General features: G+C 54.7%; 21 protein-coding genes and 1 pseudogene. 19 read left to right on the forward strand and 3 right to left on the reverse strand.

Annotated elements, in window-relative coordinates; translation table 11 throughout:
* Window positions 1–51: 51 nt before the first annotated feature.
* The 10 genes from EH198_RS02275 to EH198_RS02320 all read left to right on the forward strand — a co-directional run bounded on the left by EH198_RS02275 (window position 52) and on the right by EH198_RS02320 (window position 9,642).
* Window positions 52–867: an Fpg/Nei family DNA glycosylase gene (locus tag EH198_RS02275; RefSeq protein WP_124693927.1), complete on the forward strand. Its 816-nt coding sequence runs from the start codon at window positions 52–54 to the stop codon at window positions 865–867.
* Entirely contained in the window at window positions 857–1,708 is an 852-nt protein-coding gene (locus EH198_RS02280; protein WP_124693928.1) for a deoxyribonuclease IV, read from the forward strand. Before EH198_RS02275 ends, EH198_RS02280 begins: the two co-directional genes overlap by 11 nt.
* Before the next feature lie 13 nt (window positions 1,709–1,721).
* Window positions 1,722–2,066 (forward strand): cyclic-phosphate processing receiver domain-containing protein, encoded by a 345-nt coding sequence (locus EH198_RS02285; RefSeq protein ID WP_124693929.1) that lies wholly within the window; start codon window positions 1,722–1,724, stop codon window positions 2,064–2,066.
* Window positions 2,063–2,386 (forward strand): thioredoxin family protein, encoded by a 324-nt coding sequence (locus tag EH198_RS02290; protein ID WP_124693930.1) that lies wholly within the window; start codon window positions 2,063–2,065, stop codon window positions 2,384–2,386. The genes EH198_RS02285 and EH198_RS02290 overlap by 4 nt, the downstream gene beginning before the upstream one ends.
* Entirely contained in the window at window positions 2,386–3,168 is a 783-nt protein-coding gene (locus tag EH198_RS02295) for an ABC transporter ATP-binding protein (RefSeq protein WP_124693931.1), read from the forward strand. The genes EH198_RS02290 and EH198_RS02295 overlap by 1 nt, the downstream gene beginning before the upstream one ends.
* Window positions 3,165–4,232 carry an SAM-dependent methyltransferase gene (locus tag EH198_RS02300; protein ID WP_124693932.1) on the forward strand — a complete coding sequence of 356 codons (1,068 nt, stop codon included), beginning with the start codon at window positions 3,165–3,167 and terminating at the stop codon, window positions 4,230–4,232. Before EH198_RS02295 ends, EH198_RS02300 begins: the two co-directional genes overlap by 4 nt.
* Before the next feature lie 129 nt (window positions 4,233–4,361).
* The gene (locus EH198_RS02305) at window positions 4,362–5,861 is read left to right on the forward strand and encodes a serine/threonine-protein kinase (RefSeq protein WP_185702712.1); all 1,500 of its coding nucleotides are present in this window, start codon (window positions 4,362–4,364) and stop codon (window positions 5,859–5,861) included.
* A 111-nt stretch (window positions 5,862–5,972) separates the two neighbouring features.
* Window positions 5,973–7,526, forward strand: coding sequence for an ABC-F family ATP-binding cassette domain-containing protein (locus EH198_RS02310; RefSeq protein WP_124693934.1), 1,554 nt, complete (start codon window positions 5,973–5,975; stop codon window positions 7,524–7,526).
* A 164-nt stretch (window positions 7,527–7,690) separates the two neighbouring features.
* A complete protein-coding gene (locus EH198_RS02315; RefSeq protein ID WP_124693935.1) occupies window positions 7,691–8,761 on the forward strand; it encodes a ThiF family adenylyltransferase in 1,071 nt (356 codons plus the stop codon).
* A 137-nt stretch (window positions 8,762–8,898) separates the two neighbouring features.
* Window positions 8,899–9,642 (forward strand): winged helix-turn-helix domain-containing protein, encoded by a 744-nt coding sequence (locus tag EH198_RS02320; RefSeq protein WP_185702713.1) that lies wholly within the window; start codon window positions 8,899–8,901, stop codon window positions 9,640–9,642.
* Window positions 9,643–9,675: 33 nt separating this feature from the next.
* Here the strand turns inward: EH198_RS02320 and EH198_RS02325 are convergent, their stop codons facing one another.
* Together EH198_RS02325 and EH198_RS02330 are read right to left on the reverse strand one after the other, a co-directional pair.
* Window positions 9,676–10,179: a C40 family peptidase gene (locus EH198_RS02325; RefSeq protein WP_124693937.1), complete on the reverse strand. Its 504-nt coding sequence runs from the start codon at window positions 10,177–10,179 to the stop codon at window positions 9,676–9,678.
* A 293-nt stretch (window positions 10,180–10,472) separates the two neighbouring features.
* Complete coding sequence (locus EH198_RS02330; protein ID WP_124693938.1) at window positions 10,473–11,114, reverse strand: thiamine diphosphokinase; 642 nt, start codon at window positions 11,112–11,114, stop codon at window positions 10,473–10,475.
* 174 nt (window positions 11,115–11,288) lie between these two features.
* Between EH198_RS02330 and EH198_RS02335 the strand changes: the two genes are divergently transcribed.
* On the forward strand, window positions 11,289–11,759 hold the full coding sequence (locus tag EH198_RS02335; protein ID WP_124693939.1) for a low molecular weight protein-tyrosine-phosphatase: 471 nt from the start codon (window positions 11,289–11,291) through the stop codon (window positions 11,757–11,759).
* Window positions 11,760–11,868: 109 nt separating this feature from the next.
* Here the strand turns inward: EH198_RS02335 and EH198_RS02340 are convergent, their stop codons facing one another.
* Window positions 11,869–12,600, reverse strand: a complete 732-nt coding sequence (locus EH198_RS02340; protein ID WP_124693940.1) for an alpha/beta hydrolase — start codon at window positions 12,598–12,600, stop codon at window positions 11,869–11,871.
* A 267-nt stretch (window positions 12,601–12,867) separates the two neighbouring features.
* Here EH198_RS02340 and pdhA point away from each other — a divergent pair, with 267 nt between their 5' ends.
* The 8 genes and pseudogenes from pdhA to EH198_RS02380 all read left to right on the forward strand — a co-directional run bounded on the left by pdhA (window position 12,868) and on the right by EH198_RS02380 (window position 23,314).
* Window positions 12,868–13,935: a pyruvate dehydrogenase (acetyl-transferring) E1 component subunit alpha gene (pdhA, locus tag EH198_RS02345; protein WP_124693941.1), complete on the forward strand. Its 1,068-nt coding sequence runs from the start codon at window positions 12,868–12,870 to the stop codon at window positions 13,933–13,935.
* A 15-nt stretch (window positions 13,936–13,950) separates the two neighbouring features.
* Window positions 13,951–14,928, forward strand: a complete 978-nt coding sequence (locus EH198_RS02350; protein WP_124693942.1) for an alpha-ketoacid dehydrogenase subunit beta — start codon at window positions 13,951–13,953, stop codon at window positions 14,926–14,928.
* 66 nt (window positions 14,929–14,994) lie between these two features.
* Entirely contained in the window at window positions 14,995–16,329 is a 1,335-nt protein-coding gene (locus EH198_RS02355) for a dihydrolipoamide acetyltransferase family protein (protein ID WP_124693943.1), read from the forward strand.
* Between the two features lie 3 nt (window positions 16,330–16,332).
* The gene (gene lpdA / locus EH198_RS02360; RefSeq protein ID WP_124693944.1) at window positions 16,333–17,748 is read left to right on the forward strand and encodes a dihydrolipoyl dehydrogenase; all 1,416 of its coding nucleotides are present in this window, start codon (window positions 16,333–16,335) and stop codon (window positions 17,746–17,748) included.
* A gap of 237 nt (window positions 17,749–17,985) precedes the next feature.
* Window positions 17,986–18,780: a thymidylate synthase gene (gene thyA / locus EH198_RS02365; RefSeq protein WP_124693945.1), complete on the forward strand. Its 795-nt coding sequence runs from the start codon at window positions 17,986–17,988 to the stop codon at window positions 18,778–18,780.
* A gap of 52 nt (window positions 18,781–18,832) precedes the next feature.
* A complete protein-coding gene (locus EH198_RS02370) occupies window positions 18,833–19,330 on the forward strand; it encodes a dihydrofolate reductase (protein WP_124693946.1) in 498 nt (165 codons plus the stop codon).
* Between the two features lie 253 nt (window positions 19,331–19,583).
* Window positions 19,584–21,071, forward strand: coding sequence for a glutamate synthase subunit beta (locus tag EH198_RS02375; RefSeq protein ID WP_124693947.1), 1,488 nt, complete (start codon window positions 19,584–19,586; stop codon window positions 21,069–21,071).
* A gap of 469 nt (window positions 21,072–21,540) precedes the next feature.
* Window positions 21,541–23,314: pseudogene (locus EH198_RS02380) on the forward strand (proline--tRNA ligase).
* Window positions 23,315–23,369 lie beyond the last annotated feature (55 nt).

Below are 23,369 nucleotides of genomic sequence, written 5' to 3' on the forward strand. Positions count from 1 at the left end.
AGAGCTGCATTTTCATTATTAGGAGAGTACAGTTGGAGAGGACGATGAACGATGCCGGAATTTCCGGAAATGGAAAACTACCGAAGGCTGCTTTCGAAGCACATAGTTAATTTACCGATCACCGGGGTGACGGTTAACAGGGACAAATCAATAAATGTGGAGCAGGATATATTCATAAAAAGTCTAATCGGCGCTCGTGTTGTTTTTGTGGAACGCAGAGGGAAGCATTTGGTGTTCCATCTGCATGACGGCCGCAGGCTGTTGCTTCATCTGATGCTTGGCGGACTGCTGTTCTTCGGGACTGAGGAAGAGCGTCCGGACCGCAGCACGCAGGTTGAGCTTGCCTTCGGCGACCGGATTTTGTATTTTATGGGTCTGCGCCTCGGCTACCTGCATCTGTTATCCGTTAAGGAGACGCAGGCGGCCCTCGCCAAGCTGGGTCCCGAGCTGCTGGACAAGCGCATGAATGATAAACACTTTGCCGAACTGCTGAAAGGTAGACGGGGAGCGCTTAAAAGCCTGCTGGTTAACCAGCAGGTCTTCGCCGGAATCGGCAACTGCTATGCCGACGAAATCGCGTACGAAGCGGCTCTGCTGCCATCGGCACCCGTGCAGGGATTGACGCCGGAGTCGATAGCCCGATTGTACAGCGCGGTACGCAAAGTGCTGAGCGAGGCGGCGGACATCGGCGGCTACATGGAGCTGCCGTTCATGGCGGGGGACACGGTTACGGGGAGCTACAATGACAGATGCAAGGTTTATGACCGCGGTGGGGAAACCTGCGAACGCTGCGGAGGAACGATTGTGAAAGCGGAGCTGTCCGGGCGCAAGGTGTTCTACTGTCCAGAATGCCAGCATGATCACTGAGCCGTGTATCGGAGCGCATGTCAGCATCCGCGGCGGTTACACGCAGGCGGCCAGAGCGGCGCGGGAAAGTGGCGCGGGCTGTTTTCAATATTTTCCGAAAAATCCGCGCAGTCTCCAGCTTAAGACACTTAATGCGAAGGATGCGGGAGAGTGCGCGTCTTTTTGCCGGGAAAAAGGACTGTTGTCCATCGCCCATACGCCCTATCCCACGAATCTCGCCGCCGGAGACGGGGATGTTCCAAGCAGGGAAATGATGGTTCAGTCGCTGCTTAACGACCTGGAGATCGCCGAAGCCTGCGGGTCGCTGGGAATCGTGGTACATTTCGGGCATTTTCACAAGCTGCAGCCGTTACAAGGCTATCAAAATATTATACAATGTATAAATGAAACGCTTCAGTCCTGGAATGGAACGGCCAAGCTGCTGATTGAGAATCAGGCGGGCAATGGCGGCTTCGAGGGAACGACCCTGGAGGAATTGGTCAAAATCCGTGAACTAAGCCGTTACCCGGAACAAATCGGATTCTGCTTCGATACCTGCCATGCTTTTGCCGCGGGAATATGGAATCCGGAGCGCAGCGAAGAGCTGCTGGAGTCGGGGGATAAGCTGGGATATTGGCCGCATTTGGCAGCCGTTCATCTCAACGATTCACGGTATCCGTTTTCCTCCAAGCGGGACAGGCACGCCCAGGTCGGGACAGGTCATATCGGCGCCATGAGCCTGAAAGAGCTGCTGACATCGGAGCCGTTACTTGGCAAACCTGCCGTTCTGGAGACGGAGAAGGGTTCTGACGGCACGCATAAAAATGAAATAGCGGCGGTGCGGTCATGGTTTGAAGCGTAAGGGGGCCTTGCGGATGATTCATGTGTATATGGACGATTACAGGCGTGCTCCCGAAGGATTTACGCTTGCCCGTACGACGGAGGAGTGTCTGCTGCTGCTTCGCGAGTGCGAGGTCGGTGTGCTTTCCCTCGACTATGACATGGGGCTGGAAGATGAAACCGGAGGATTCGTCGCCAAAAGCATCGTGCTTGAAGCGCTGTTCCCCCGGGAAATTTATCTGCATACCTCAAGCGCGTCCGGCAGAAAAGAAATGTTTGAGCTTCTGTACCCCGCGAGGCCGGAAGCAACAACGGTCCATACCGGGCCGGTGCCGCCGGAGAAGCTGCGGGAAATCGTTTCGGGAGCCTCCGATCTATGAATGAAATGAATGAAATCGAACTGCTTGAAGCTATAGACCGGAGCGGAGCTCCGCTTGCCGTCTTCCTGGAGACGCCGCTGTGCGGCACATGCAAAGCGGCCCGCCGGATGCTGGATGTTGCCGGACATCTGCTCCCGTTGGAGACCAAGCTCATATCCGGCAATATTAATCTTCTTCCAAACATTGTCAGTCAGTACCGTATTTCCAGCGTTCCGGCACTGCTTGTTTTTGACGCAGACCGCAATCGGCCGCCGCACATTCATTATGCTTTTTATTCGGTGGAGCGTGTGCTGGAATACATAAGGAGTGTGAATTTATAATGATTTCTTTACAGCATCTTACCCTGCGCAGAGAGCAGAATCTTATATTGGATGATGTTTCGCTTAATATCAATGCAGGCGAGAATTGGGTAATCCTCGGACGCAACGGTTCGGGCAAAACGACGCTGCTGGAGATGATGACCGGCTATATGTTCCCAAGCAGCGGTACGGTCAAGGTGCTCGGGCACACCTACGGTCAAGTCGACTTGCGCGAAGTGCGCAAGGAGATCGGTTACATCGGACCGTCGCTTATGGAGAAACTGACCCTGCGCGACCCTGTCTGGGAGGTTGTGGCTACGGGGGCGTACGCCTACCTGCGCTTTTATCAGCAGATTCCCGGGGAAATCAAGGCCAAGGCGATCGGTCTGCTGGAGGACATGAATTTGGGACGGCTGGCGGATCATCCGTTCGGCACACTCTCCCAGGGGGAACGCAAAAAGGCGATGCTGGCGCGCTGCCTGATGGCGGACCCGAAGCTTCTCATTATGGACGAGCCATGCGCGGGTCTGGATCTCTACGAGCGGGAAAAAATGCTGGCTGAGGTGGACAAGCTTAACCGGCGGGAGGTAACTGTCGTGTATGTCACCCATCATGTCGAGGAGATTGTGCCGCTGTTTACCCATGTGGCGCTGATCCGCGAAGGCAGGCTGGCCGGGGCGGGTCCGAAGAAAGAGGTGCTGACCCGCGAGATGATGCTGGCCGCCTATGAGCTTCCAGTCGAGATCGAATGGGAGGAAGAGCGCCCCTGGATAAAAATTAAACGTGGAGGAATATCCATTTGAACGAGCTTAACTCACACATTGAACAAAATCCGTCCCCGGAAGGGAACGAGACAGTTTCCCGTTATATTTGCACCGCCAATCACGGCTTTGCCCCGTACGCCCAGGAGGAACTCCGGCGCCAGTTCGGCTCGGTCAAAAGTTCCTTGCTGCTGCCCGGCGAGATATTTCTGGCTACTCTTCAGGCAGAGCCGGAGGAAGTAACGCGGCGGCTGGCGGAGAACCCGCCGATTTTTCTGCGCCATATTCAGCCGGTTCAGCTGCAGGATGAAGGCGGAGAGGAAGCGCTGGAGCGGCTGGCGGTATATTTGGGCCGCAGAAGCGAGCTCCAAGGGGAGAGAATCGCCATACAGGTGCGCAAGACCGATGATTCGTTCTGGCGCGAAAGTCCGGGCGAGCTGCGTGAATGGCTGCAGGCCAAGCTTGAAGGCGTCGCCGCCGAATTTACCGTACAGAACCCTGCATGGATCGTCTCGGTGTATGCGGCCGCAAACGCACTGTACGCCGGCGTTTCCCGGCCCGAGGACAATTTGTCCGACTGGAACGGCGGAGCGATCCGTTTCCGGCGCGAGGACGGCCAAATTTCGCGGGCGAAATTCAAGCTCATGGAAGCGGAGAAGGAATTCGGCGTTTCGTTCGGCAGCTTCCGCCGCGCTCTCGACATCGGGGCGGCGCCCGGAGGCTGGACGTCTTTCCTGCTGGAACGGGGCCTCGCTGTGACGGCGGTTGATCCGGCGCGCATGCATGAATCGCTGAAGGATCATCCCGCCCTAAAAGTGCTGCGCAAAAATGCCGGAGAAGTCAAATTCAAAGAGAATGAATTTGATTTGCTCGTCTGCGACATGAGCTGGAGCCCCAAGCTGATGGCCAAGCTCGTGACGGGACTGCTGTACAGCCTGGCGCCCGGAGGAACCGCCGTCGTCACGGTAAAGCTGCTCTACAAAAAGCCGCTTGCGCTGATCAAGGAGATTATGGCCATGTTCGAAGGCGAGCGGATGCAGATCCAGCGGGCGAAGCAGCTGTTCCATAACCGGGACGAGATAACACTTTATATGATTAAATATTAAAGAGATTAATGAATACAAAGGCATACTAGCTCCGGGAAAGCATCCCGCTAAAGGCGAACCGCAATCGATGCGGCTTCCTGCAGCGGGATGCTTTTTTTCATGGGGAAATTGACGCAGGAGGGGAAGGGAATGCGGTATAAATCAAAGCTAATACGGGGTCAAATCCTGGGCGGCAGGTACTTGGTATCCGGCATCATCGGTTCGGGGGGAAGCAGCCATGTGCATCTGGCTGAGGATTTGCGACTGGCCGGCAAGCGCTGGGCCATTAAAGAATGCGTGGCAGAGGATCTTTACGGGAATGTGCAGGCAGAGGCGGAGCTGCTGATCGCCTTGGATCACCAGCGCCTTCCGAGGGTTGCCGATTTCTTTCCGCCGGATGAAGACGGCTATTCCTATCTTGTGATGGACTATATCGAAGGGTTGACGCTGGACCGCTATATGGATTCTGTGGGCGGCAAGATTCAAGGAGACACTTTGCTTCTGTTCGCGAGGCAGCTGCTGGAAGTGCTTCAGTATCTTCATGAGCACCGCCCGCCTATCGTCTACCGTGATCTGAAACCCATGAATATTATGCTGACTCCTGAGAATGGACTCATGCTGATCGATTTCGGGATTGCCCGCAGGCACAGGGATGGCGCGGGCGAAGATACGGTCAAGCTGGGAACGGTCGGTTTCGCCGCCCCGGAGCAGTACGGAAGCGGCCAGAGCGATCACAGGTCCGATCTGTACGGTTTGGGAGCCCTGCTGCTGTACTTGGCTACGGGCGGGAAGTCCAGCGGATGGTCCGCCGGGATGGAGCGCAGGCTTGATGGCCGTGTTCCGGAGCCGCTGATTCCCGTGCTTCGGCGGCTGCTCCGGCCCAGGCCCGAGGACCGTTACGGGAGCGCCGGTGAAGTGCTTTGGATACTGGAAGGGATGAAGGCTGTCCGCTCAACCGGGACACGGAAGAAAGAGCCGGCGGCGGAAATCCTTCCTCCGTCAGGCAAGGTAAGCATCGTGACAATGATGGGCACGGCATCCGGCATCGGCACCACGCATGCGTCGCTGGCTGCTGCAAGTTTGCTGGGCCGCTATGGCAAGGCGGCCTGGGTCGATTATGCGCCGGAATCGCCTGTCTACGGGAGAATCAGCGCTTTGGCTGAAGCTGCCGGGAGGCGGACTCCATCCGAGGGGACGGGTGGTCCCATTGAGATTAACGGCGTTCATTGCTGGAAGCGCCCCGAGGGCGGCGGATTGGAGGAACTGGCAGGCAAATACCGCTACGTTGTCCTCGATATGGGCATTGGAGCGTATGAGGGGGCTTCCGCGGAATTTGCCCGCGGCGACATTCCCCTGCTGTTGGCATCGGGGGCCGATTGGCGTATGGAGGAGACGCTAATGTGGCTGCGCCGCAGCGGGTGGCGGCAGGACGGCGGCTGGAAGATTGTCCTGCCGCTGGCTGGACGCCAAGCCGCCGAACTGCTGAAAGGGACGCTGGGCAGCCGGGAAGTGTACACACTTCCCTATCAGCCGGAGCCTTTCGCAGCCGGAGGAAGCCTGGAATCGGCGCTGCGGGATTTGTTCGCCGAAATACTGAAAAAGGATAGCTGGCGAACAAAGGGAAGCTTTTTACAGCGGAAAAAAAGATGAAATGTAAACTTTTTTATTTCAGAAAGCGGGTTTTTTATGCTAAAATTAGTCGTTGTATAACCTGCGGAATATCCATGATTTTAAATATAGATAGGAGCTTGCGGATAATTTATGAGTTTACTTACTGTAGAAGACGTTTCCCACAATTTTGGGGACCGTCAGCTGTTCAAGAATGTATCGTTCCGGCTGCTTGCCGGAGAGCATGTCGGGCTTGTAGGAGCGAACGGGGTCGGCAAGTCGACCTTGATGAATATTTTGACGGGAAAGCTGCTGAAGGACAGCGGCAAAGTGGAGTGGACTCCGAGGGTCCGCTATGGTTACCTGGACCAGCACACGGTGCTCACGCCGGGCAAGACGGTGCGCGATGTGCTGAAGGACGCTTTTTTGCCGCTGCTTGAGCTGGAACAGGAAATGATGGGCATCACCGAGAAAATGGCCGACGCCTCACCGGAAGAGCTCGAGCTTCTGCTTGAGCAGATGGGCGAAATCCAGGAGCAGCTTGATCTCGGCGACTTCTACTTGATTGACGTCAAGGTGGAGGAGATGGGCAACGGGCTCGGACTGTCCGCAATCGGACTGGACCGGGATGTGGCCGCCCTGAGCGGCGGACAACGTACGAAAGTTCTGCTGGCCAAGCTGCTGCTGGAGAAACCGAACGTACTGCTGCTCGATGAGCCGACCAACTATCTCGATGTGGAGCACATCGATTGGCTGACCAATTATTTGAAGCAGTACCCGTATGCATTCATGCTGATTTCCCATGATACGGAGTTTATGAACAAGGTCGTGGATGTCGTCTACCATTTGGAATTTGCGAAGCTGACGCGTTATACGGCCAATTACGAGAAGTTCCTGGACATGGCTTACATCAATAAGACACAGCACATCGAAGCGTATGAGAAGCAGCAGGAATTTATTAAAAAGCAGGAAGATTTCATCCAGCGCAACAAAGCCCGTTACTCGACTTCGGGACGGGCGAAGAGCCGCGAGAAGCAGCTTGATCGCTTGGAACGGATCGACCGGCCGGAAGAAGCCGCCAAGCCGACTTTCCAGTTCAAAGAGAGCCGGGCGAGCGGCAAGACGGTGTTCGAGGGCATCGACTTCGAAATCGGCTACGACCGTCCGCTGCTCCCCAAGCTGAACATGACGATCGAGCGGGGCGAGAAGATCGCCATTGTCGGCTGCAACGGAGTCGGCAAATCGACGCTGCTGAAGACGATTCTGGGCGCCATTCCGCCGCTCAGCGGAAAGACTTACCTGGGCGACTTCCTGTCCCCCGCTTACTTTCAGCAGGAGGTCAAAGCCGGCAACCTCACACCGATCGACGATGTCTGGAATGAGTTCTCCAGCCTGAATCAGCATGAAGTCCGGGCGCATTTGGCGCGCTGCGGCCTGAAGAACGAGCATATAACCCGTCCGCTGAACATGCTGAGCGGGGGGGAGCAGGCGAAAGTGCGGCTGTGCAAGCTGTTGATGCGCGAGAGCAACTGGATCTTGTTCGACGAACCGACGAACCATCTGGACGTCGTGGCCAAGGAAGAGTTGAAGCGGGCCCTCAAAGAGTTCAAGGGCACCGTTCTGCTCGTATCCCATGAACCCGATTTTTATGAAGATTGGGTGACCAAAACTTGGGATGTCGAGCAGTGGTCCACACAATCCGTATAGCGCGAACCGGAGCTTGCCGTTTATAATGGCTTATAAGCGCAAGCAGCGCCTCCGGTCACCCGGGGGCGCACATCGTGCAGGTCCAGCAATATAAAGATAAGTCCGGGAGACGGCGGTTAAGGCGCCGTATTCCCGGACTTTTGAATATGGAGGGGGATTTCGGCATGGAGAGAGATCAGGAGATAGAGAAGACGACTAACGCAGCCGCCGGAAGAAACGGACGATATTCGCGTCAGGTGCGGTTTGGGCCGTTCGGCGAAGAGGGCCAGCGCCGGCTTGGACAATCGAGCGTGCTTGTCGTAGGAGCGGGAGCTTTGGGTACCGGCATCGCCGAGACGCTGGTCCGCTGCGGTGTTGGACGAGTCGTCATTGCCGACCGTGACTATGTGGAATGGAGCAATCTGCAGCGCCAGCAGCTTTATACGGAGGAGGACGCCGAGCGCCGCATACCGAAAGCAGCTGCTGCAAAAGCGAGGCTGGAGGCAATCAATTCCGAAGTCACGGTTGAAAGCCACATCATGGACGTTCGCGCAGAAGAACTGGAGGCGCTGGTACCGGGCATCGACCTCATCATGGATGGGACGGATAACTTCGATACCCGGCTGATCCTTAACGATATCGCCCAGAAGCACGGTATTCCGTGGATATACGGTGCCTGCGTGGCAAGCTACGGGGTTACCTATACGTTTATTCCGGGCGAAACACCTTGTCTTAACTGTCTGCTTGGCACCGTTCCTCTGGGCGGCGACACCTGCGACACGGCGGGCATCCTGCCGCAAGCTGTACAGATGGTGACTTCGAACGCTACGGCTGAGGCGCTCAAGCTGCTTGGCGGGAAGAAGGAACAGCTTCGCCGGAAGCTGATGACGTTTGACATCTGGCGCAACGAGTACCAGGAAATCGGCGTAAGCGCCGCCCGCAAGGAGCACTGCCCTTCATGCGGCAAAGATCCGGTGTATCCGTATCTGACTGCGGCGAACACGGAGCGCAGCGATGTGCTATGCGGGCGGAACACTGTGCAGATCCGTCCGGCGGTTCGCAGCTCGCTGTCGCTTCTGGACACCGCGAGCAGGCTGTCGAGACTCGGACTCGGCAAGGTTGAGAGCAATCCGTACCTCGTCTCCTTCAACGACGGAGATTACCGGGTCGTCGTGTTCGCGGACGGCCGGGCTCTCGTACATGGAACGAACGATATTTCGGCGGCGAGGAGCGTCTATCACCGCTATTTTGGATAAGAGCGCAGTTTATACTTTCTGATATTTAAAACAAAGCGGCCATCCCTTATGGAATGGCCGCTTTGTTTTGGGGAACTCTAAACCATATACAGCGCCGGTACCACTGCTTGCGCAGACGGCGGATATGGGGGATTTCCGTGGATGAGATTATAATTTGGTTCTTCCCTGAAGGGAAGGAGGGCCGGCTTCTACATGACGGTCTTGAAGAGCCGGGGAAAGGGTGGGACGCAACCGGCCGCATACTCCGGGAGACCGGTCTGACGGTTGTGGAAAGCATGGATATAAAGAGCCTGCGGAACGGCCTGTCGCAGCACGACACCGCTATGCTCGTAGCGGAGATTCCAGACGGCGAACCTTGGGAAGGTTGGGAGGCGGTGGCGGAAGCCCGGGAGAACGGCAAAAGCTTCCCGGTTCTGGCCATTTCCGCCGTACAGGGCGGAGATGCGGCAGAATCCGCATTCAAGGCGGGAGCCAACGATTATATGGCTCATCCGCTTCACGTCGGCGAGCTGAAATGCAGAATCGAGAATCTGCTGACGCTGACGCACCGTCGACACGCCGGAGGCACGCTGAAGATCGACGGCCTTGTTCTGGAGCCGTCCCAAAGGCGGGCAGTCCGCGATGGCCGGGATCTGAAACTTACACCCAAAGAATTCGCGCTGCTGTATTATTTGTCCGCGAACCGCAGCGAGATATGTTCACGCGATGACATTTTGCGTCATGTATGGGGATACCATTTTCAGGCCGGCACCAATGTGGTGGATGTGTACATCCGCCATCTGAGATTAAAGGTGGACAAAGGCTACCGTCAGAAGCTGATTCACACGGTGCGCGGCGCGGGTTATGTAGTCAAGGCGCCAGAAATGGCGCCATATGCATAAGCTCGGAATGAAAATAACCGATACCTAGAAAAATTACAGAACGCGGCGTGCTTTCAGATACGTTCTTTTCCAGTTGCCCGAGTTCAGGTTGGAAATTGTAACACCCGGAGAGCCGTACGTATGCAGGATTTTTCCGCCTCCGGCATAAACCGCCACATGGGTTACGTTTCGGCCGTTGGCGCGGGCGCCGCTGGAGAAGAATACGAGATCGCCCACACGCAGGTTGGCTTTAGATACCGCTCTGCCCACTTTGGATTGCGCAACCGAAGTGCGTGGCAGATTTACGCCGTATTTTTTGAAAATATATTTGGTAAAGGAAGAACAGTCGAAGTTGCGAGTTGTCGATGTGGAAGCGCCGAAATGATAAGGTCTTCCCAAAAAATGTTTGCCCAAGCTTACAATTTTCGAGCCCGTTGTCGATACCGAGGCCGCTTGTGCGGTCGGTGTCGCTTCGCCGCTTGCCATGAATCCGCCAAAACCGATGGCTGTACATACTCCTACAACCAGTGCTTTATGAATGAAAGTGGTTTTTCTCATGTTGTAGAACCTCCAAAGATGTAAGATATTTGTCCAGTTGTTGTCCTGGCATGATCGTAGTATAACAGGTCTGAAACACCCTAAAATTTGGCGGGGGAGGCCCAAACTGTTGGCGGACAAGGAGTGTATGCGTTTTATTAAAAGTACATTAAAAGTTACAATAAATTAATCTTTATAGATCCCCCGGCACGAAAAAAGACGGAAAAACCCTTATAGATAAAGGGTAATCCGCCTTTTTAAGATTTAAACTAAAGTTACAAAGATGTCTTTAATTTAATGTAATTAGCCCCAGTTCAATCCTTACTCTGAATAATCAGGAGAAGTCCGCTCTGGATCGTTACGGTTCCTGTCGGCGAGGTCAGCCGGTTGCTGATCCCCAGAGATTGTCCCAGCTTAAGCGTAGCTTCGGTTAATGGATACTGGAATCCCTGCAGCGTAATCCCTGTGACTTCCGGAGTAACGGGCACCAGAGATACATAGGTATAGCCGCGCTCCTGAACGAGAGCTTGGGAGCCGGTAATCGTAATATAATTGTTGAGATCCATCACCGAGCAGCGGATCTGCCGCTGAAGCGCCCGGGCCATCATCTGGATGCCGGCGAGAGTATGATCGATACGGGTACCGGTAACGCCAAAGAGTAATATATCTTCCGGTTGAGTTTCTATAGCCAAATCCAGAGCAAGCTCGCTGTCGGTCAAATCCTTGTCGACGGGGTCGCAGGCAATCACCTTCGGGCATTGTTCTTCTATTAATTTGAACTCTTCCGGAGTGATGGAGTCAAAATCGCCGACTGCAATATCGGGAATAATGCCATGGCTAATGAGAAACAGCGCTCCGCGATCGGCGCCGATAATATAATCTTCTTTATCCAGTTCCCTCAAGTACAACTCGGATAGCTCTCCGCCGGCAAAAATAACGCATCTGCGTGCTGGCATCGTGGGTCCTCCTTCCGCTTTGGTGCAGCAATTGTAATCCTGAACTAGTATAAAGCACATTGAAATGTTGTACAATTATCATTGTCCGGGCTAAAATGGGTAGGTGCCTTCGAAGCAGTCGGGACAAGGATTTGAGGCGCCGGGAAATGTCGATTTAACCAAGGGGGAAAAGTTGTGCTGCATGTTCTGTTTGTCTGTCTGGGGAATATTTGCCGTTCTCCAATGGCGGAAGCCGTACTTAGGGACAAGATCGCTAAGGAAGGCCTTGGGCAAGATATATCTGTGGATTCCGCCGGTACCGGGGACTGGCATATCGGGAAACCGCCGCACGAGGGAACAAGACGTATGCTGGACCAGTACGGAATCAGTTATAAAGGGATGGCTGCGCGGAGAGTGAGCGGCGAAGACTTTGGCAAATTCGATTACATCATCTGCATGGACAACTCTAACGGAGTCAATGTGCGCAAACTGCCCGGGGGCGAGGATGCGAAGCTTATGTACTTTATGGATTTGCTGCCGGACGATGAGCATAAGGAAGTGCCGGACCCTTATTTTACAGGCAATTTTGAGGAAGTCTATGATCTGGTCGATGCGGGCTGCGGGGTTCTGCTGGACAAGCTGAAACAAGACCTGGCGTCAAAATAGAAAAGAGGGCTGAGGTTCTCTTTCTTTCGCCCCCTTTTGAAAGCGCAATCATAGGCCGTGAGTCTCATTTGTAAGAGATTGTTCACCATTTTGGGCGTTCAAGCCCGTTTCAGGCGTTTAAGAAATAGAGGAGCGATTCGGGAAGTTCCTTTTGCCAAAAGCCCCATATATGGCGTCCTTCTTTTTCCCGGTAATCCACTTTGGCGCCGCGCTCTTCAAGCAGCTTCTTGGCATCCCGGTTTAATTGAACGAAGTCGTAAATACCCGTGTCGGTCTGGTAATCCCTTTCCTGCATCCCAACGACCATGTTGATCTCCAGCCGGGAAAGATCGGTCTCATCCTCAATCCATTCCAGAGTAAGGGGGTAGAACGCGCCGGAAAGACTGAGCACTCGGGTGAACAGATCGGGGTAACGGAGGGCAAGATGCAGCGAAACGCTTCCCCCAAGCGAATCTCCGGCAACGATCCGTTCGGAGGGTGTGCGGCGAATCGGATAATTTTCCTCAATATAGGGGATAATTTCTTCGGCAAAGCATGTCAGGTACTGATCGAACCGGGTGCCAAAAGGCGCATATTCCTGGGTTCGGACGGCAACGTTCACTTCTACCCCCACAATAATGAACGGCTCGGCGCCTTCTTCGAGAATCAGCCTGCCCGCTGTGGTCGCGATACGCCCGAAGTTGAAGAACTCCTCACCGTCCTGGCAATAGACCACAGGATAGCTGAGAAGCTCGTTATAACCCGGAGGAAGGTAAACGCGCAGCTTGCGGTCCTCCCCAAGACTCTCGCTCCACAGGTTATGTTTTACAATTGTACGTTTCAGAAAAACAGAATCATTCATGGCTGTCGGCCGCCTTTCTTGTCGGATTTTGCAATGCTTCCGGCAATGAGTTAAAATGGATTTTGTGGCAAAAATCATTTACATTTTGAAAAACGCCAAATCTGTTATATGAAAAAAATTAAACTGTTATACATACAAAGTTTACGCTGCTATAAATTAAATGCGTATATCTTTGACGAAATTGACGAAACAGGTGTATAATAATTCTATAACAGTGGCAGCCAATATTCAAATTGTTATTCAAATTTTTTTACTGAGGTGAAGATAATGAGTAAAGTTCCTTATGAGGTTTATACAGAGGACGTGGAGGCTCTTACAGTTCTTTCTCCGGCTGGAGAAGTGATCAACAAGGATAAAATGCCTGCGCTTACTGATGATCAATTAAAAGAAATTGCTTACCGCATGATTTTCACCCGTACATGGGATGACCGTGCGGTTAACCTTGGCCGCCAAGGCCGTCTTGGATTCTATGCACCGACTTCCGGACAGGAAGCGACAATGGTCGGCAGCGAATTCGCGCTTGAGAAGGAAGACTTCGTGTGCCCGGGCTACCGCGACATTCCGCAGCTGGTTTGGCACGGCCTGCCTCTTCACCAGGCGTTTCTGTATTCCCGCGGCCACCAGCACGGCGGTGAAATCCCCGAGGATGTAAGCGTGCTGCCTCCGCAAATCATTATCGGCGCCCAAATTCTGCATGCCGTCGGCATCGCGATGGGCTTTAAATTGAAGAATCAGAAGAATGTCGCCATTACCTACACCGGTGACGGAGGTTCCTCCGAAGGCGATTTCTATGAAGGTCTTAACTTTGCGGGCCGTTTCAAGCTGCCGGTTATTTTCTTTGTGCAAAATAACGGCTACGCCATCACGACACCGTTCGCGAAGCAAACTGCGGCCAAATCGATCGCGCATAAAGCCGTTTCAGCCGGCATTACCGGCGTGAAAGTCGACGGAATGGATATTTTTGCGGTCATTCAAGCGGTTAAGGAAGCCGCTGAGCGCGCCCGTAACGGAGAGGGACCTACCTTGATCGAAGCCGTTACGTACCGTTTCCGTCCGCATTCCCTGTCCGATGACGCCAGCAAATACCGCACGAAAGAGGAAGAGGGTCAATGGAATGAGAAAGACCCGATCGCCCGCGTGGTCAAGTATTTGGAGTCGAAAGGCCTGTGGAGCGATGAAGACACGCAGCGCGTGAAGGATGAGGCGAAAGCGAAAGTGAACGAAGAAATCAAGATTGCGGAAAAAACCGAAAAAATGACGATCTCCGGCCTGATCGACAGCATGTTCGAAACGACGCCGAAGGATCTTGAAGCGCAAAAAGCGGATTTTGAATAAGGAGGAGTTCTGGCTATGGCACAAATGAATATGAAAGAAGCGATTCGCGACGCGATGCGCGTCGAATTAAAACGCGATCCGGGCGTCCTGATCTTTGGCGAAGACGTCGGCCATGTCGGCGGCGTGTTCCGGGCGACGGAGGGACTTCAGAAGGAATTCGGGGAAGATCGCGTATTTGATACACCGCTGGCGGAATCCGCTATCGGCGGTCTTGCCGTGGGCCTTGGCGTTCAAGGTTTCCGGCCGATTGCCGAGATCCAGTTCGTCGGCTTTATCTTTGAAGCCCTGGACCAAATGGTTATTCAGGCAGCCCGTCTGCGCTACCGCACCGGCGGCAAATATACGTCTCCTGTCGTGTTCCGCACGCCGTTTGGCGGCGGCGTCAAAGCGGCCGAGCTGCATACCGACTCCCTGGAAGGACTTATCGCCCAAAGCCCCGGCATCAAGGTCGTCATTCCATCCAATCCATATGATGCGAAAGGCCTTTTGATTGCGGCTATCCGCGACAATGATCCGGTATTTTTCATGGAGCACCTGAACTTGTACCATGCGTTCCGGGCGGAAGTGCCGGAAGAGGATTACACAGTTGAAATCGGCAAAGCCAACGTCGTCCGTGAAGGTTCCGATGTAACGATCATCGCTTACGGCCTGATGGTACATACCGCCACCAAGGCGGCCGACGAGCTTGAAAAGAGCGGCATCAAGGCCGAGATTATCGACCTGCGCACGGTCAGCCCGATTGACATCGACACGATTGTGGAATCCGTGAAGAAAACGAACCGCGCCATTGTGGTGCAGGAAGCCCAAAAGAGCGCAGGCGTTGCCGCCGAAGTCATTGCGCAAATCAACGAAAAGGCCATTCTTCATCTCGAAGCTCCCGTTCTGCGGATTGCAGGGCCGGACACGGTATACCCGTTTGCCCAAATCGAAGATACCTGGCTGCCGAATCCCGCCCGCATCATTGCCGGCGTGAAGAAAGTTATGGAATTTTAATTTACCTACACAAGACACGAGCGTTTTGTAAAAATCCAGACACTTTAAACGAGGAGGTTTTCGATCGTGGCAAAATTTAATTACCCGTTCCCCGAACTGGGCGAAGGCCTGCACGAAGGCGAAATCATAAAGATGCATATTAAGGCCGGGGATAAAGTAACAGATGAAGACATCATTATGGAAGTACAGAACGACAAGGCTGTCGTTGAGGTTCCTTGTCCCGTTAACGGAACCGTTCTGGAAGTGCTTGCCAAGGACGGCGACGTATTCCGCGTAGGCCAAACCGTGGCGGTAATCGACGCGGAAGGAGATATTCCCGAGCAGGAAGGCGGCCACGCCGAAGAGCAGGGAGCGCAGGAAGCCGATTCGGCAAAAGGCAGCGCGGACACGGCTTCGTCTCCGGCGGCAGCCAGTCCTGCGGACGCCAAAGCCGGCGAAGCAGGCGGCGCGGAAGCCGTTCCGGCACCGGACCGCGACGTTCTGGCTACGCCTAGCGTACGCAAATTCGCCCGCGACAACAGCGTGGATATTTCCAAGGTGAACGGCAGCGGCAAAAACGGCAAAATCACCCGTGAAGACGTGGAAGCCTTCCTGAACGGCGGGCAGGCAGCGGCTCCGGCAGCGGCAGCGGCTTCCGAAGCGGCGCCGGCTGAAAAATCGGCTGCTCCGGCAGCAGCGGCGGCTCCAGGCAACGTGAGCCTCGAAGAAGAGCGCGTACCGTTCAAGGGCATCCGCAAAGCGATTGCAAATGCGATGGTCAAATCGGCTTATACCGCTCCGCACGTGACGATTATGGACGAAGTGGATGTAACCGAGCTGGTCGCTTTCCGTACGCGCATGAAGCCTGTCGCCGAGAAGAAGGGCGTGAAGGTAACCTACCTTCCGTTCATCGTCAAAGCGCTTGTGGCGGCTTCCCGTCAGTTCCCGGCTCTCAATGCCACCATTGACGAAGAAGCGAATGAAATTGTGTACAAGAAATACTACAACATCGGTATCGCTACCGATACGGACAACGGCCTGATCGTTCCGGTAATCAAGGATGCGGACCGCAAGAGCATCTGGATGATCGCATCGGCGATCAGCGATCTGGCAGCCCGCGGACGCGAAGGCAAGCTGAGCCCGAATGAAATGAAGGGCAGTACGATTTCGATTTCGAACATCGGTTCCGCCGGCGGCATGTTCTTTACTCCGATCATTAACTATCCTGAAGTGGCTATTCTCGGAACAGGCCGCATCAGCGAGAAGCCGGTCGTGAAAAACGGTGAGGTTGTGGCAGCACCGGTAATGGCCCTGTCCCTCAGCTTCGACCATCGTCTGATTGACGGCGCAACCGCGCAGAACTTTATGAACTACATTAAATCGCTGCTCGCCAATCCCGAGCTGCTGGTTATGGAGGTGTAACATATGGTAGTGGGAGACGCTTCACTCGATATTGATACATTGGTAATTGGTGCAGGTCCCGGCGGATATGTTGCGGCTATCCGGGCCGCCCAGCTCGGACAAAAGGTACTCATCGTAGACAAATCCGAAGTCGGCGGCGTATGTCTGAACCGCGGCTGTATCCCTTCCAAAGCGCTGATCTCGGCGGCTCACCAGTATGAGTCCGCCAAGCACGGCGAAGCGTTTGGCGTCACCGCCGAGAACGTGAAGGTGGATTTCAGCAAGACGCAGGAATTCAAGACCAGCGTGGTCAAAAAGCTGACCGGCGGCGTTGCCGGTCTGCTCAAAGGCAACAAGGTTGAGATATTCAACGGTGAATGCATGTTCATCAGCACAACGGAAGCGCGCGTATTCAACGATCACGAATCGCCGCGCTACCGCTTCAAGAACTGCATCATCGCGACGGGCTCCCGCCCGATCGAGCTTAAGCCTTTCCCGTTCGGCGGACGCATTCTGTCCTCCACCGAGGCGCTTGAGCTGCCGGAAATTCCGAAGAGCCTGATCGTTATCGGCGGCGGCTATATCGGAGCGGAGCTCGGCCAAATGTATTCCAAATTCGGCACCAAAGTAACGATTATCGAAGGCATGGACACCGTGCTGCCGGGCTTTGACAAAGACATGACGCGTCTGGTGGCGAAGAACATGGCTAAGACCGGCATCGATATCGTAACGAACGCCAAAGCGGAAAGCGCAGCGCAGACCGATAAAGACGTAACCGTGAAATATTCCGTTGGCGGCGAGTCCAAGGAAGTAACGGCGGAATATCTGCTCGTGACGGTAGGACGCCGCCCGAACACGGATGGCGAGCTGGGACTCGACCTGATCGGCATCGAGCTGGATGAGCGCGGACTGATCAAGGTTGACCATCAAGGGCGCACCAACGTTCCGAATATCTTCGCCATCGGCGACGTGGTTCCCGGCCTTGCGCTGGCCCACAAAGCTTCCTATGAAGGCAAAATTGCCGCTGAAGCGATTGCGGGACATAAATCTGTCGTCGACTACAAAGTCATTCCGGCTGTCGTATTTACCGATCCGGAATGCTCCAGCGTCGGTCTGACGGAGAAAGAAGCGAAGGACAAAGGCTACAAAGTCAAATCCGGCAAATTCCCGTTTGCAGGCAACGGGCGCGCTCTGTCCCTGAACAATGCGGACGGCTTCATCAAGATTGTCGCGAATGAAGAGAACAATCTCGTGCTGGGCGCGCAAATCGTCGGCATCGAAGCCTCCAACCTGATCGCCGAGCTGGGTCTCGCGATCGAAATGGGCGCTACGCTTGAAGATATCGCTCTAACCATTCACGGCCATCCGACACTCGGCGAAGTGGTTATGGAAGCGGCCGAACTGGTTGAAGGACATCCGATTCACGTGCTGTCCCGCTAATCATACGAACAAGAAGCCTGCCGTGGCAGGCTGACAGAATAGGGCGAAGACGCATTGGCGTTTTCGCCCTTTTTTCAAAACATTTTCAAAACATTTTCAAAACATAACAAAGTATAAGCTCCGCGCTTATCCTTGGCCTTATATTAAACATATCCTTTTCTATAGTTTGGCATGTTACATAGCGACGTTAGTCATGGTAAACTTAGAAGAGAATATAAGTGGAGGAGCGTTGAAAGCTTGCAAAAATATTTAGATCTTCTGCAAGATGTATTGGATCATGGAACCCGCAAGAGCGACCGTACGGGAACGGGGACAATATCCGTATTCGGCCGCCAGCTGCGTTTTGATCTGTCGGAAGGATTCCCGCTGATGACGACCAAGCGGATTCATCTGAAATCGGTGGTACACGAGCTGCTCTGGTTTCTGAAAGGTGAGACGAACATCGCTTATCTGAAAGAAAACGGAGTCACAATATGGGACGAATGGGCGGACGAGAACGGCGAATTGGGACCGGTATACGGTTCGCAGTGGCGAGCGTGGGAAAGCGCGGACGGACGCCATATCGATCAGATCTCGAATGTCATCGAGTCGATCAAGAAGAACCCGGACTCCCGCAGACATATCGTAAGCGCCTGGAATGTGGGCGAGATCGATCAAATGAAGCTGCCCCCTTGCCATTTCGTCTTTCAGTTCTATGTAGCGGACGGCAAGCTGTCCTGCATGCTGACGATGCGGTCAGTGGATACATTTCTGGGGCTGCCGTTCAATATTGCAAGCTACGCCCTGCTGACGCATATGGTTGCTCAGCAGACGGGGCTTGCGCCGGGAGATTTTATTTGGTCCGGCGGGGATGTGCATATTTATACAAATCATCTGGAGCAGGTTGCGACGCAGCTTTCCAGGGAGCCCTACGAGCTTCCAAAGCTTGTCATCCGCCGAAAACCGGACAGTATATTCGACTACACTTACGAGGATTTTGAGTTTGAAGGTTACCGCTATCATCCGGGAATCAAAGCGCCTGTCGCCGTGTAGGAGACATCCCGCGATAGGGGTTATCAATGCCGGAAGGAGGAAAGACATAGCGATGAGTATAAGCTTAATTTGGGCTATGGGCGCAAAGGGAGTCATCGGCAAGGACGGCGGCATGCCCTGGCGGCTGCCCCGGGATTTCGCATTCTTCAAGTCGCAGACGATGGGCAAGACGATGCTGATGGGGCGCAAAACCTGGGATTCCTTGGGAGGCAGGGCGCTTCCCGGAAGAAAGAGCGTGATCCTGACCCGGGACGAAAGCGTCGCTCCCGAAGGAGCGGAAACCGTCCACAGTCTGGAGGAGGCGCTTGAGCTTGGCCGAGGCCAGGACGAGCTGATGGTGATCGGCGGAGCGGAAGTCTACCGGATGACGCTTCCCTATGCGGACAAGCTGATCGTTACCCGAATCGATGAGTCCTTTGACGGCGATACATTTTTTCCTGAAACGGACTGGAGCAAGTGGGAAGAGGTTTCAAGCACGCAGGGAATCCGCGATGAGAAGAATCCGTATGATTACCGGTTTGTCGTATACGAACGTACGGATAAAGTGTAATCCCTAAACTCTTCGACCGGAAGCCTGTCGTCCCAACTATCTGACATAACATGTGAAAAAAGTACAAACAATCAGCAAATTAGTCCATTAACGTGCAAAAGTTAGGAATGCTAATATAATAAAAATTAGATACGTTAGGGCGACACATCATGTACAAGAGCCTCACTGCGCAGTTTGCGCTCTTTTGAACTGCAGCACCAGGTTCCAATGTACTGAAATCAACATGAAGAGAACGGATGGGGGATACGAAGATATGTCTACACCTACTGGATTTATGGAATATAAAAGACAACTCCCGGGGGACCGCGATCCGCAGCAGCGGGTGAAGGACTGGGAGGAGTTCCACGAGCATCTGTCCGAAGACGAGCTGAAGACTCAGGGGGCACGTTGTATGGACTGCGGAACGCCTTACTGCCATACCGGAATCGATATGGCCGGCGGCACTTCGGGCTGCCCGGTGCACAACCTCATTCCCGAGTGGAACAACCTTGTATACCGCGGACTGTGGAGGGAGGCGCTGGAGCGTCTGCACAAGACCAACAACTTCCCGGAGTTTACCGGCAGCATCTGTCCGGCTCCCTGCGAGGGTTCGTGTACGGTCGGTCTGATCGGACAACCGGTAACGATCAAGACGATCGAGCTGGCCATTATCGACAAAGGCTTCGAAGAGGGCTGGGTCGTTCCGGAGCCTCCGGAGAAACGCACGGGCAAAAAAGTCGCGGTTGTCGGCTCAGGACCTGCCGGACTCGCGGCGGCGGCGCAGCTTAACAAAGCGGGCCATACGGTTACCGTTTATGAGCGCAGCGACCGGGTCGGCGGACTGCTGACCTACGGCATTCCGACGATGAAGCTCGACAAGCGCGTCGTGCAGCGCCGGGTTGACCTGCTGGCGGCGGAAGGCGTGAACTTTGTCGTAAGCACGGAGATTGGCAAGGATATCCCGGCGCAGCAGCTGGTTGACGAATACGATGCCGTCGTTCTGTGCGGCGGTGCGACCAAAGCTCGCAAGTTCACCGCGGAAGGCAGTGATCTGAACGGCGTAATGTACGCTATGGATTATTTGAACGGCACGATCAAGAGCTACCTGGCTTCGGGTCTTGAAGACGGAAATTTCGTATCTGCCGAAGGCAAGGACGTAATCGTGCTTGGCGGCGGCGATACCGGCTCCGACTGCGTAGCTACGGCGCTGCGTCATGGCTGCAATAGCATTACCCAGTTCGGTACGCATGAGCAGGCGCCGCTGGAGCGCGATCCGATCGCGAATCCTTGGCCGCAGTTCCCGAATGTATACACGCTGGACTACGCCCAGCAGGAAGCGAAGGCCGTATTCGGCAGCGACCCGCGCGAGTTCTCCATCATGACGACGAAATTCGTCGGCGACGAGAACGGAAACCTCAAGGAGCTGCATACGGTCAACATTCGCCGGATGGTAGATGAGACAGGCCGTAAAATTTACCAGCCGATTCCCGGCACCGAAGCGGTCTATCCGGCGCAGCTTGCGCTGATCGCCATTGGTTTCGACGGACCGGAGCAGGATCTGGTTCAGGAATTGAAGCTGGAGACCGACCGCCGCACGAACGTGAAGGCGCGGTACGGTAAGTTTAATACCAATGTTGAAAAAGTATTCGCCGCCGGTGACATGCGCCGCGGACAAAGCTTGGTCGTATGGGCGATCAACGAAGGACGCGCGGCCGCCCGCGAGGTGGATAAATATTTGATGGGTTCGACGGTTCTGCCTTAAGTTACGTAAGCAGGCGGAGACGCTGAAGCCGGTATATCCGAATTCCTCCCTCTTGACGAAACCGCCAAATTTATGTAAATTAATTGAAATTGTTCTGATATAACAACAGCATTGACCGAGGAAAGCAGAGCGTACACGCGTTGGAACAGAAAGATAATCCACCGGCTGAGAGATTCTCCGAGACGCCAGCCTGCCCCCCGCCTTGGTAGCTGCAGCGAAGAAGCGCTTAGCCATATGGCTCCGTGTCCACAGGGTATGCGGCCATTGGCTGAAGAGTCCTCTGACGGATAAGCGGTAGTGCAGCCGCATCCTGATCGAGCGCTCCGGGCGTGAAACGCTGCCGGTTAACGGCCGTTATCCGTTTTAAGGACTGTTCTGTCTCTGAAGACAGAGAGTTGAATTAGGGTGGTATCACGACACATTCGTCCCTGACGAATGTGTCTTTTATTTTTGTTAAGGGGGAATCGGGATGCGACAAAGTAAGTTATTGCTGAACACTTTACGGGAGCGGCCTTCGGAGGCGGATACGGAAGGTCACGGACTGCTGCTTCGCGGCGGTTACATCCGGCAGCTTGCCGCCGGAATCTACAGCTATCTGCCTCTGGGCCGCCGCGTTCTGCGCAACATCGAGGAGATCGTCCGGGAAGAGATGGAACGAGCCGGCGTTCAGGAAGTGATGATGCCCTCGCTGCAGCCGGCGGAGCTGTGGATGGAGTCGGGACGCTACGGAACGTATGGCAACAATTTGATGTCGTTAAACGACCGGCACGGCAGAGAATTTATACTGGGCCCAACCCACGAAGAGGCCGTCACTTCGCTGATGAAGAACGAAGTGAATTCCTACCGGAAGCTGCCTGTGAAGGTCTTTCAGATCGGAACCAAATTCCGTGACGAGAAGAGGCCGCGCTTCGGGCTCCTCAGGGGGCGGGAATTCATTATGAAAGACGCCTATTCCTTCGATCTGTCCGAGGAGGGGCTGGATCAGTCTTACCGGACCATGTTCGAAGCGTATAACCGAATCTTTGCCCGCTGCGGGCTTCGCTTCAAAGCCGTGGAGGCGGACGCGGGAACAATCGGCGGACAAGGCGGCAATCATGAGTTTATTGCGCTGTCCGCAATCGGCGAGGATACGGTCGCCCTCTGCGGACATTGCGGCTACTCGGCGAATCTGGAGCAGGCCGAGACGGCTGCCGGCAGCCGGGAGGATATTGGCGCAGAGATTGCGGAGGTCGGCTTGGAAACGCCGCCGGAGGATCGAGACCGGCCTACCGCCACGGAGACGCCACTGCTCGAAAAATTCCATACACCGGGCACAGGCACCATCGACCAGCTTATATCGGCGTACAGTCTAAAGCCGGAGCAAATCATCAAGACGCTGATTTACAGTGCGGGCGGAAAGCGTCGCGGTGCTTGTACGGGGAGATCATGAGGTCAATGAACTGAAGGTGGGCAAATATTTAGGAACTCCGGACATTGCGCTTGCGGATGGCGGCACGGTGGAGACGGCGTCGGGAGTTATCAGCGGTTACGTCGGGCCGGTTGGACTCAAAATTCCGCTGCTTGTCGATTACGCCGTCGCGGCCATGACGGACGGCATTGCAGGCGCCGGAGAACGGGACTTTCATTTCCGGGGCGTCCGGCCCGGACGCGATTTTCCGCTTACCCGTGTCGGTGATTTTCGCGCTGCCGCCGAGGGAGATCGCTGTCCGCGCTGCCGCGAAGGACGCCTGACGCTGCACCGGGGAATCGAAATCGGTCATGTATTCAAGCTTGGTACCCGGTACAGCAGCAAGCTCTCGGCAACCTATCTGGATTCTACCGGTAATGAACGGGAGATGATTATGGGCTGCTACGGCATCGGTGTTTCCCGGCTGCTGGCGGCGGTTGCCGAACAGAATGCCGGAGAAGGGGGAATTACCTGGCCCGAAGAACTGGCGCCTTTTGAGGTCCAACTGATTGCCGTCTCCATGAAGGACGAAGCACAAGCCGCGCTGGCGGAGAAGCTGTACGGCAAGCTGAAAGATTCCGGTCTTGAGGTGCTGCTCGATGACAGGGAGGAGCGTCCCGGGGTTAAATTTAAAGACTCCGGCCTGATCGGGGCGCCGCAGGTCGTTGTGATTGGCAGAGAAGCGGCGCTTGAGAGAGTGGAATACGAGGACCGGGTCAGCGGTGTTAAAGAGATGCTCGGGCTGGAGGAGACCTTCCGGCGCATTAAGGAGCATGTTAAAAACAATCGGATCTGATGTATAATAGACTACTGGACCTTTTTAACTACCGAGATTGATAGACAGGGAGCGA

Origin of the sequence: Paenibacillus rhizophilus (assembly GCF_003854965.1) — a bacterium.
In the GTDB taxonomy this organism is placed as follows: Bacteria; Bacillota; Bacilli; order Paenibacillales; family Paenibacillaceae; genus Paenibacillus_AQ; species Paenibacillus_AQ rhizophilus.

Bases quoted from the DNA above. Each gene is read 5' to 3' on its own strand.
- EH198_RS02275 (WP_124693927.1), top strand. From the start codon at position 52: ATGCCGGAATTTCCGGAAATGGAAAACTACCGAAGGCTGCTTTCGAAG.
- EH198_RS02280 (WP_124693928.1), top strand. From the start codon at position 857: ATGATCACTGAGCCGTGTATCGGAGCGCATGTCAGCATCCGCGGCGGT.
- EH198_RS02285 (WP_124693929.1), top strand. From the start codon at position 1,722: ATGATTCATGTGTATATGGACGATTACAGGCGTGCTCCCGAAGGATTT.
- EH198_RS02290 (WP_124693930.1), top strand. From the start codon at position 2,063: ATGAATGAAATGAATGAAATCGAACTGCTTGAAGCTATAGACCGGAGC.
- EH198_RS02295 (WP_124693931.1), top strand. From the start codon at position 2,386: ATGATTTCTTTACAGCATCTTACCCTGCGCAGAGAGCAGAATCTTATA.
- EH198_RS02305 (WP_185702712.1), top strand. From the start codon at position 4,362: ATGCGGTATAAATCAAAGCTAATACGGGGTCAAATCCTGGGCGGCAGG.
- EH198_RS02310 (WP_124693934.1), top strand. From the start codon at position 5,973: ATGAGTTTACTTACTGTAGAAGACGTTTCCCACAATTTTGGGGACCGT.
- EH198_RS02315 (WP_124693935.1), top strand. From the start codon at position 7,691: ATGGAGAGAGATCAGGAGATAGAGAAGACGACTAACGCAGCCGCCGGA.
- EH198_RS02325 (WP_124693937.1), bottom strand. From the start codon at position 10,179: ATGAGAAAAACCACTTTCATTCATAAAGCACTGGTTGTAGGAGTATGT.
- EH198_RS02330 (WP_124693938.1), bottom strand. From the start codon at position 11,114: ATGCCAGCACGCAGATGCGTTATTTTTGCCGGCGGAGAGCTATCCGAG.
- EH198_RS02340 (WP_124693940.1), bottom strand. From the start codon at position 12,600: ATGAATGATTCTGTTTTTCTGAAACGTACAATTGTAAAACATAACCTG.
- pdhA (WP_124693941.1), top strand. From the start codon at position 12,868: ATGAGTAAAGTTCCTTATGAGGTTTATACAGAGGACGTGGAGGCTCTT.
- EH198_RS02350 (WP_124693942.1), top strand. From the start codon at position 13,951: ATGGCACAAATGAATATGAAAGAAGCGATTCGCGACGCGATGCGCGTC.
- lpdA (WP_124693944.1), top strand. From the start codon at position 16,333: ATGGTAGTGGGAGACGCTTCACTCGATATTGATACATTGGTAATTGGT.
- EH198_RS02370 (WP_124693946.1), top strand. From the start codon at position 18,833: ATGAGTATAAGCTTAATTTGGGCTATGGGCGCAAAGGGAGTCATCGGC.
- EH198_RS02375 (WP_124693947.1), top strand. From the start codon at position 19,584: ATGTCTACACCTACTGGATTTATGGAATATAAAAGACAACTCCCGGGG.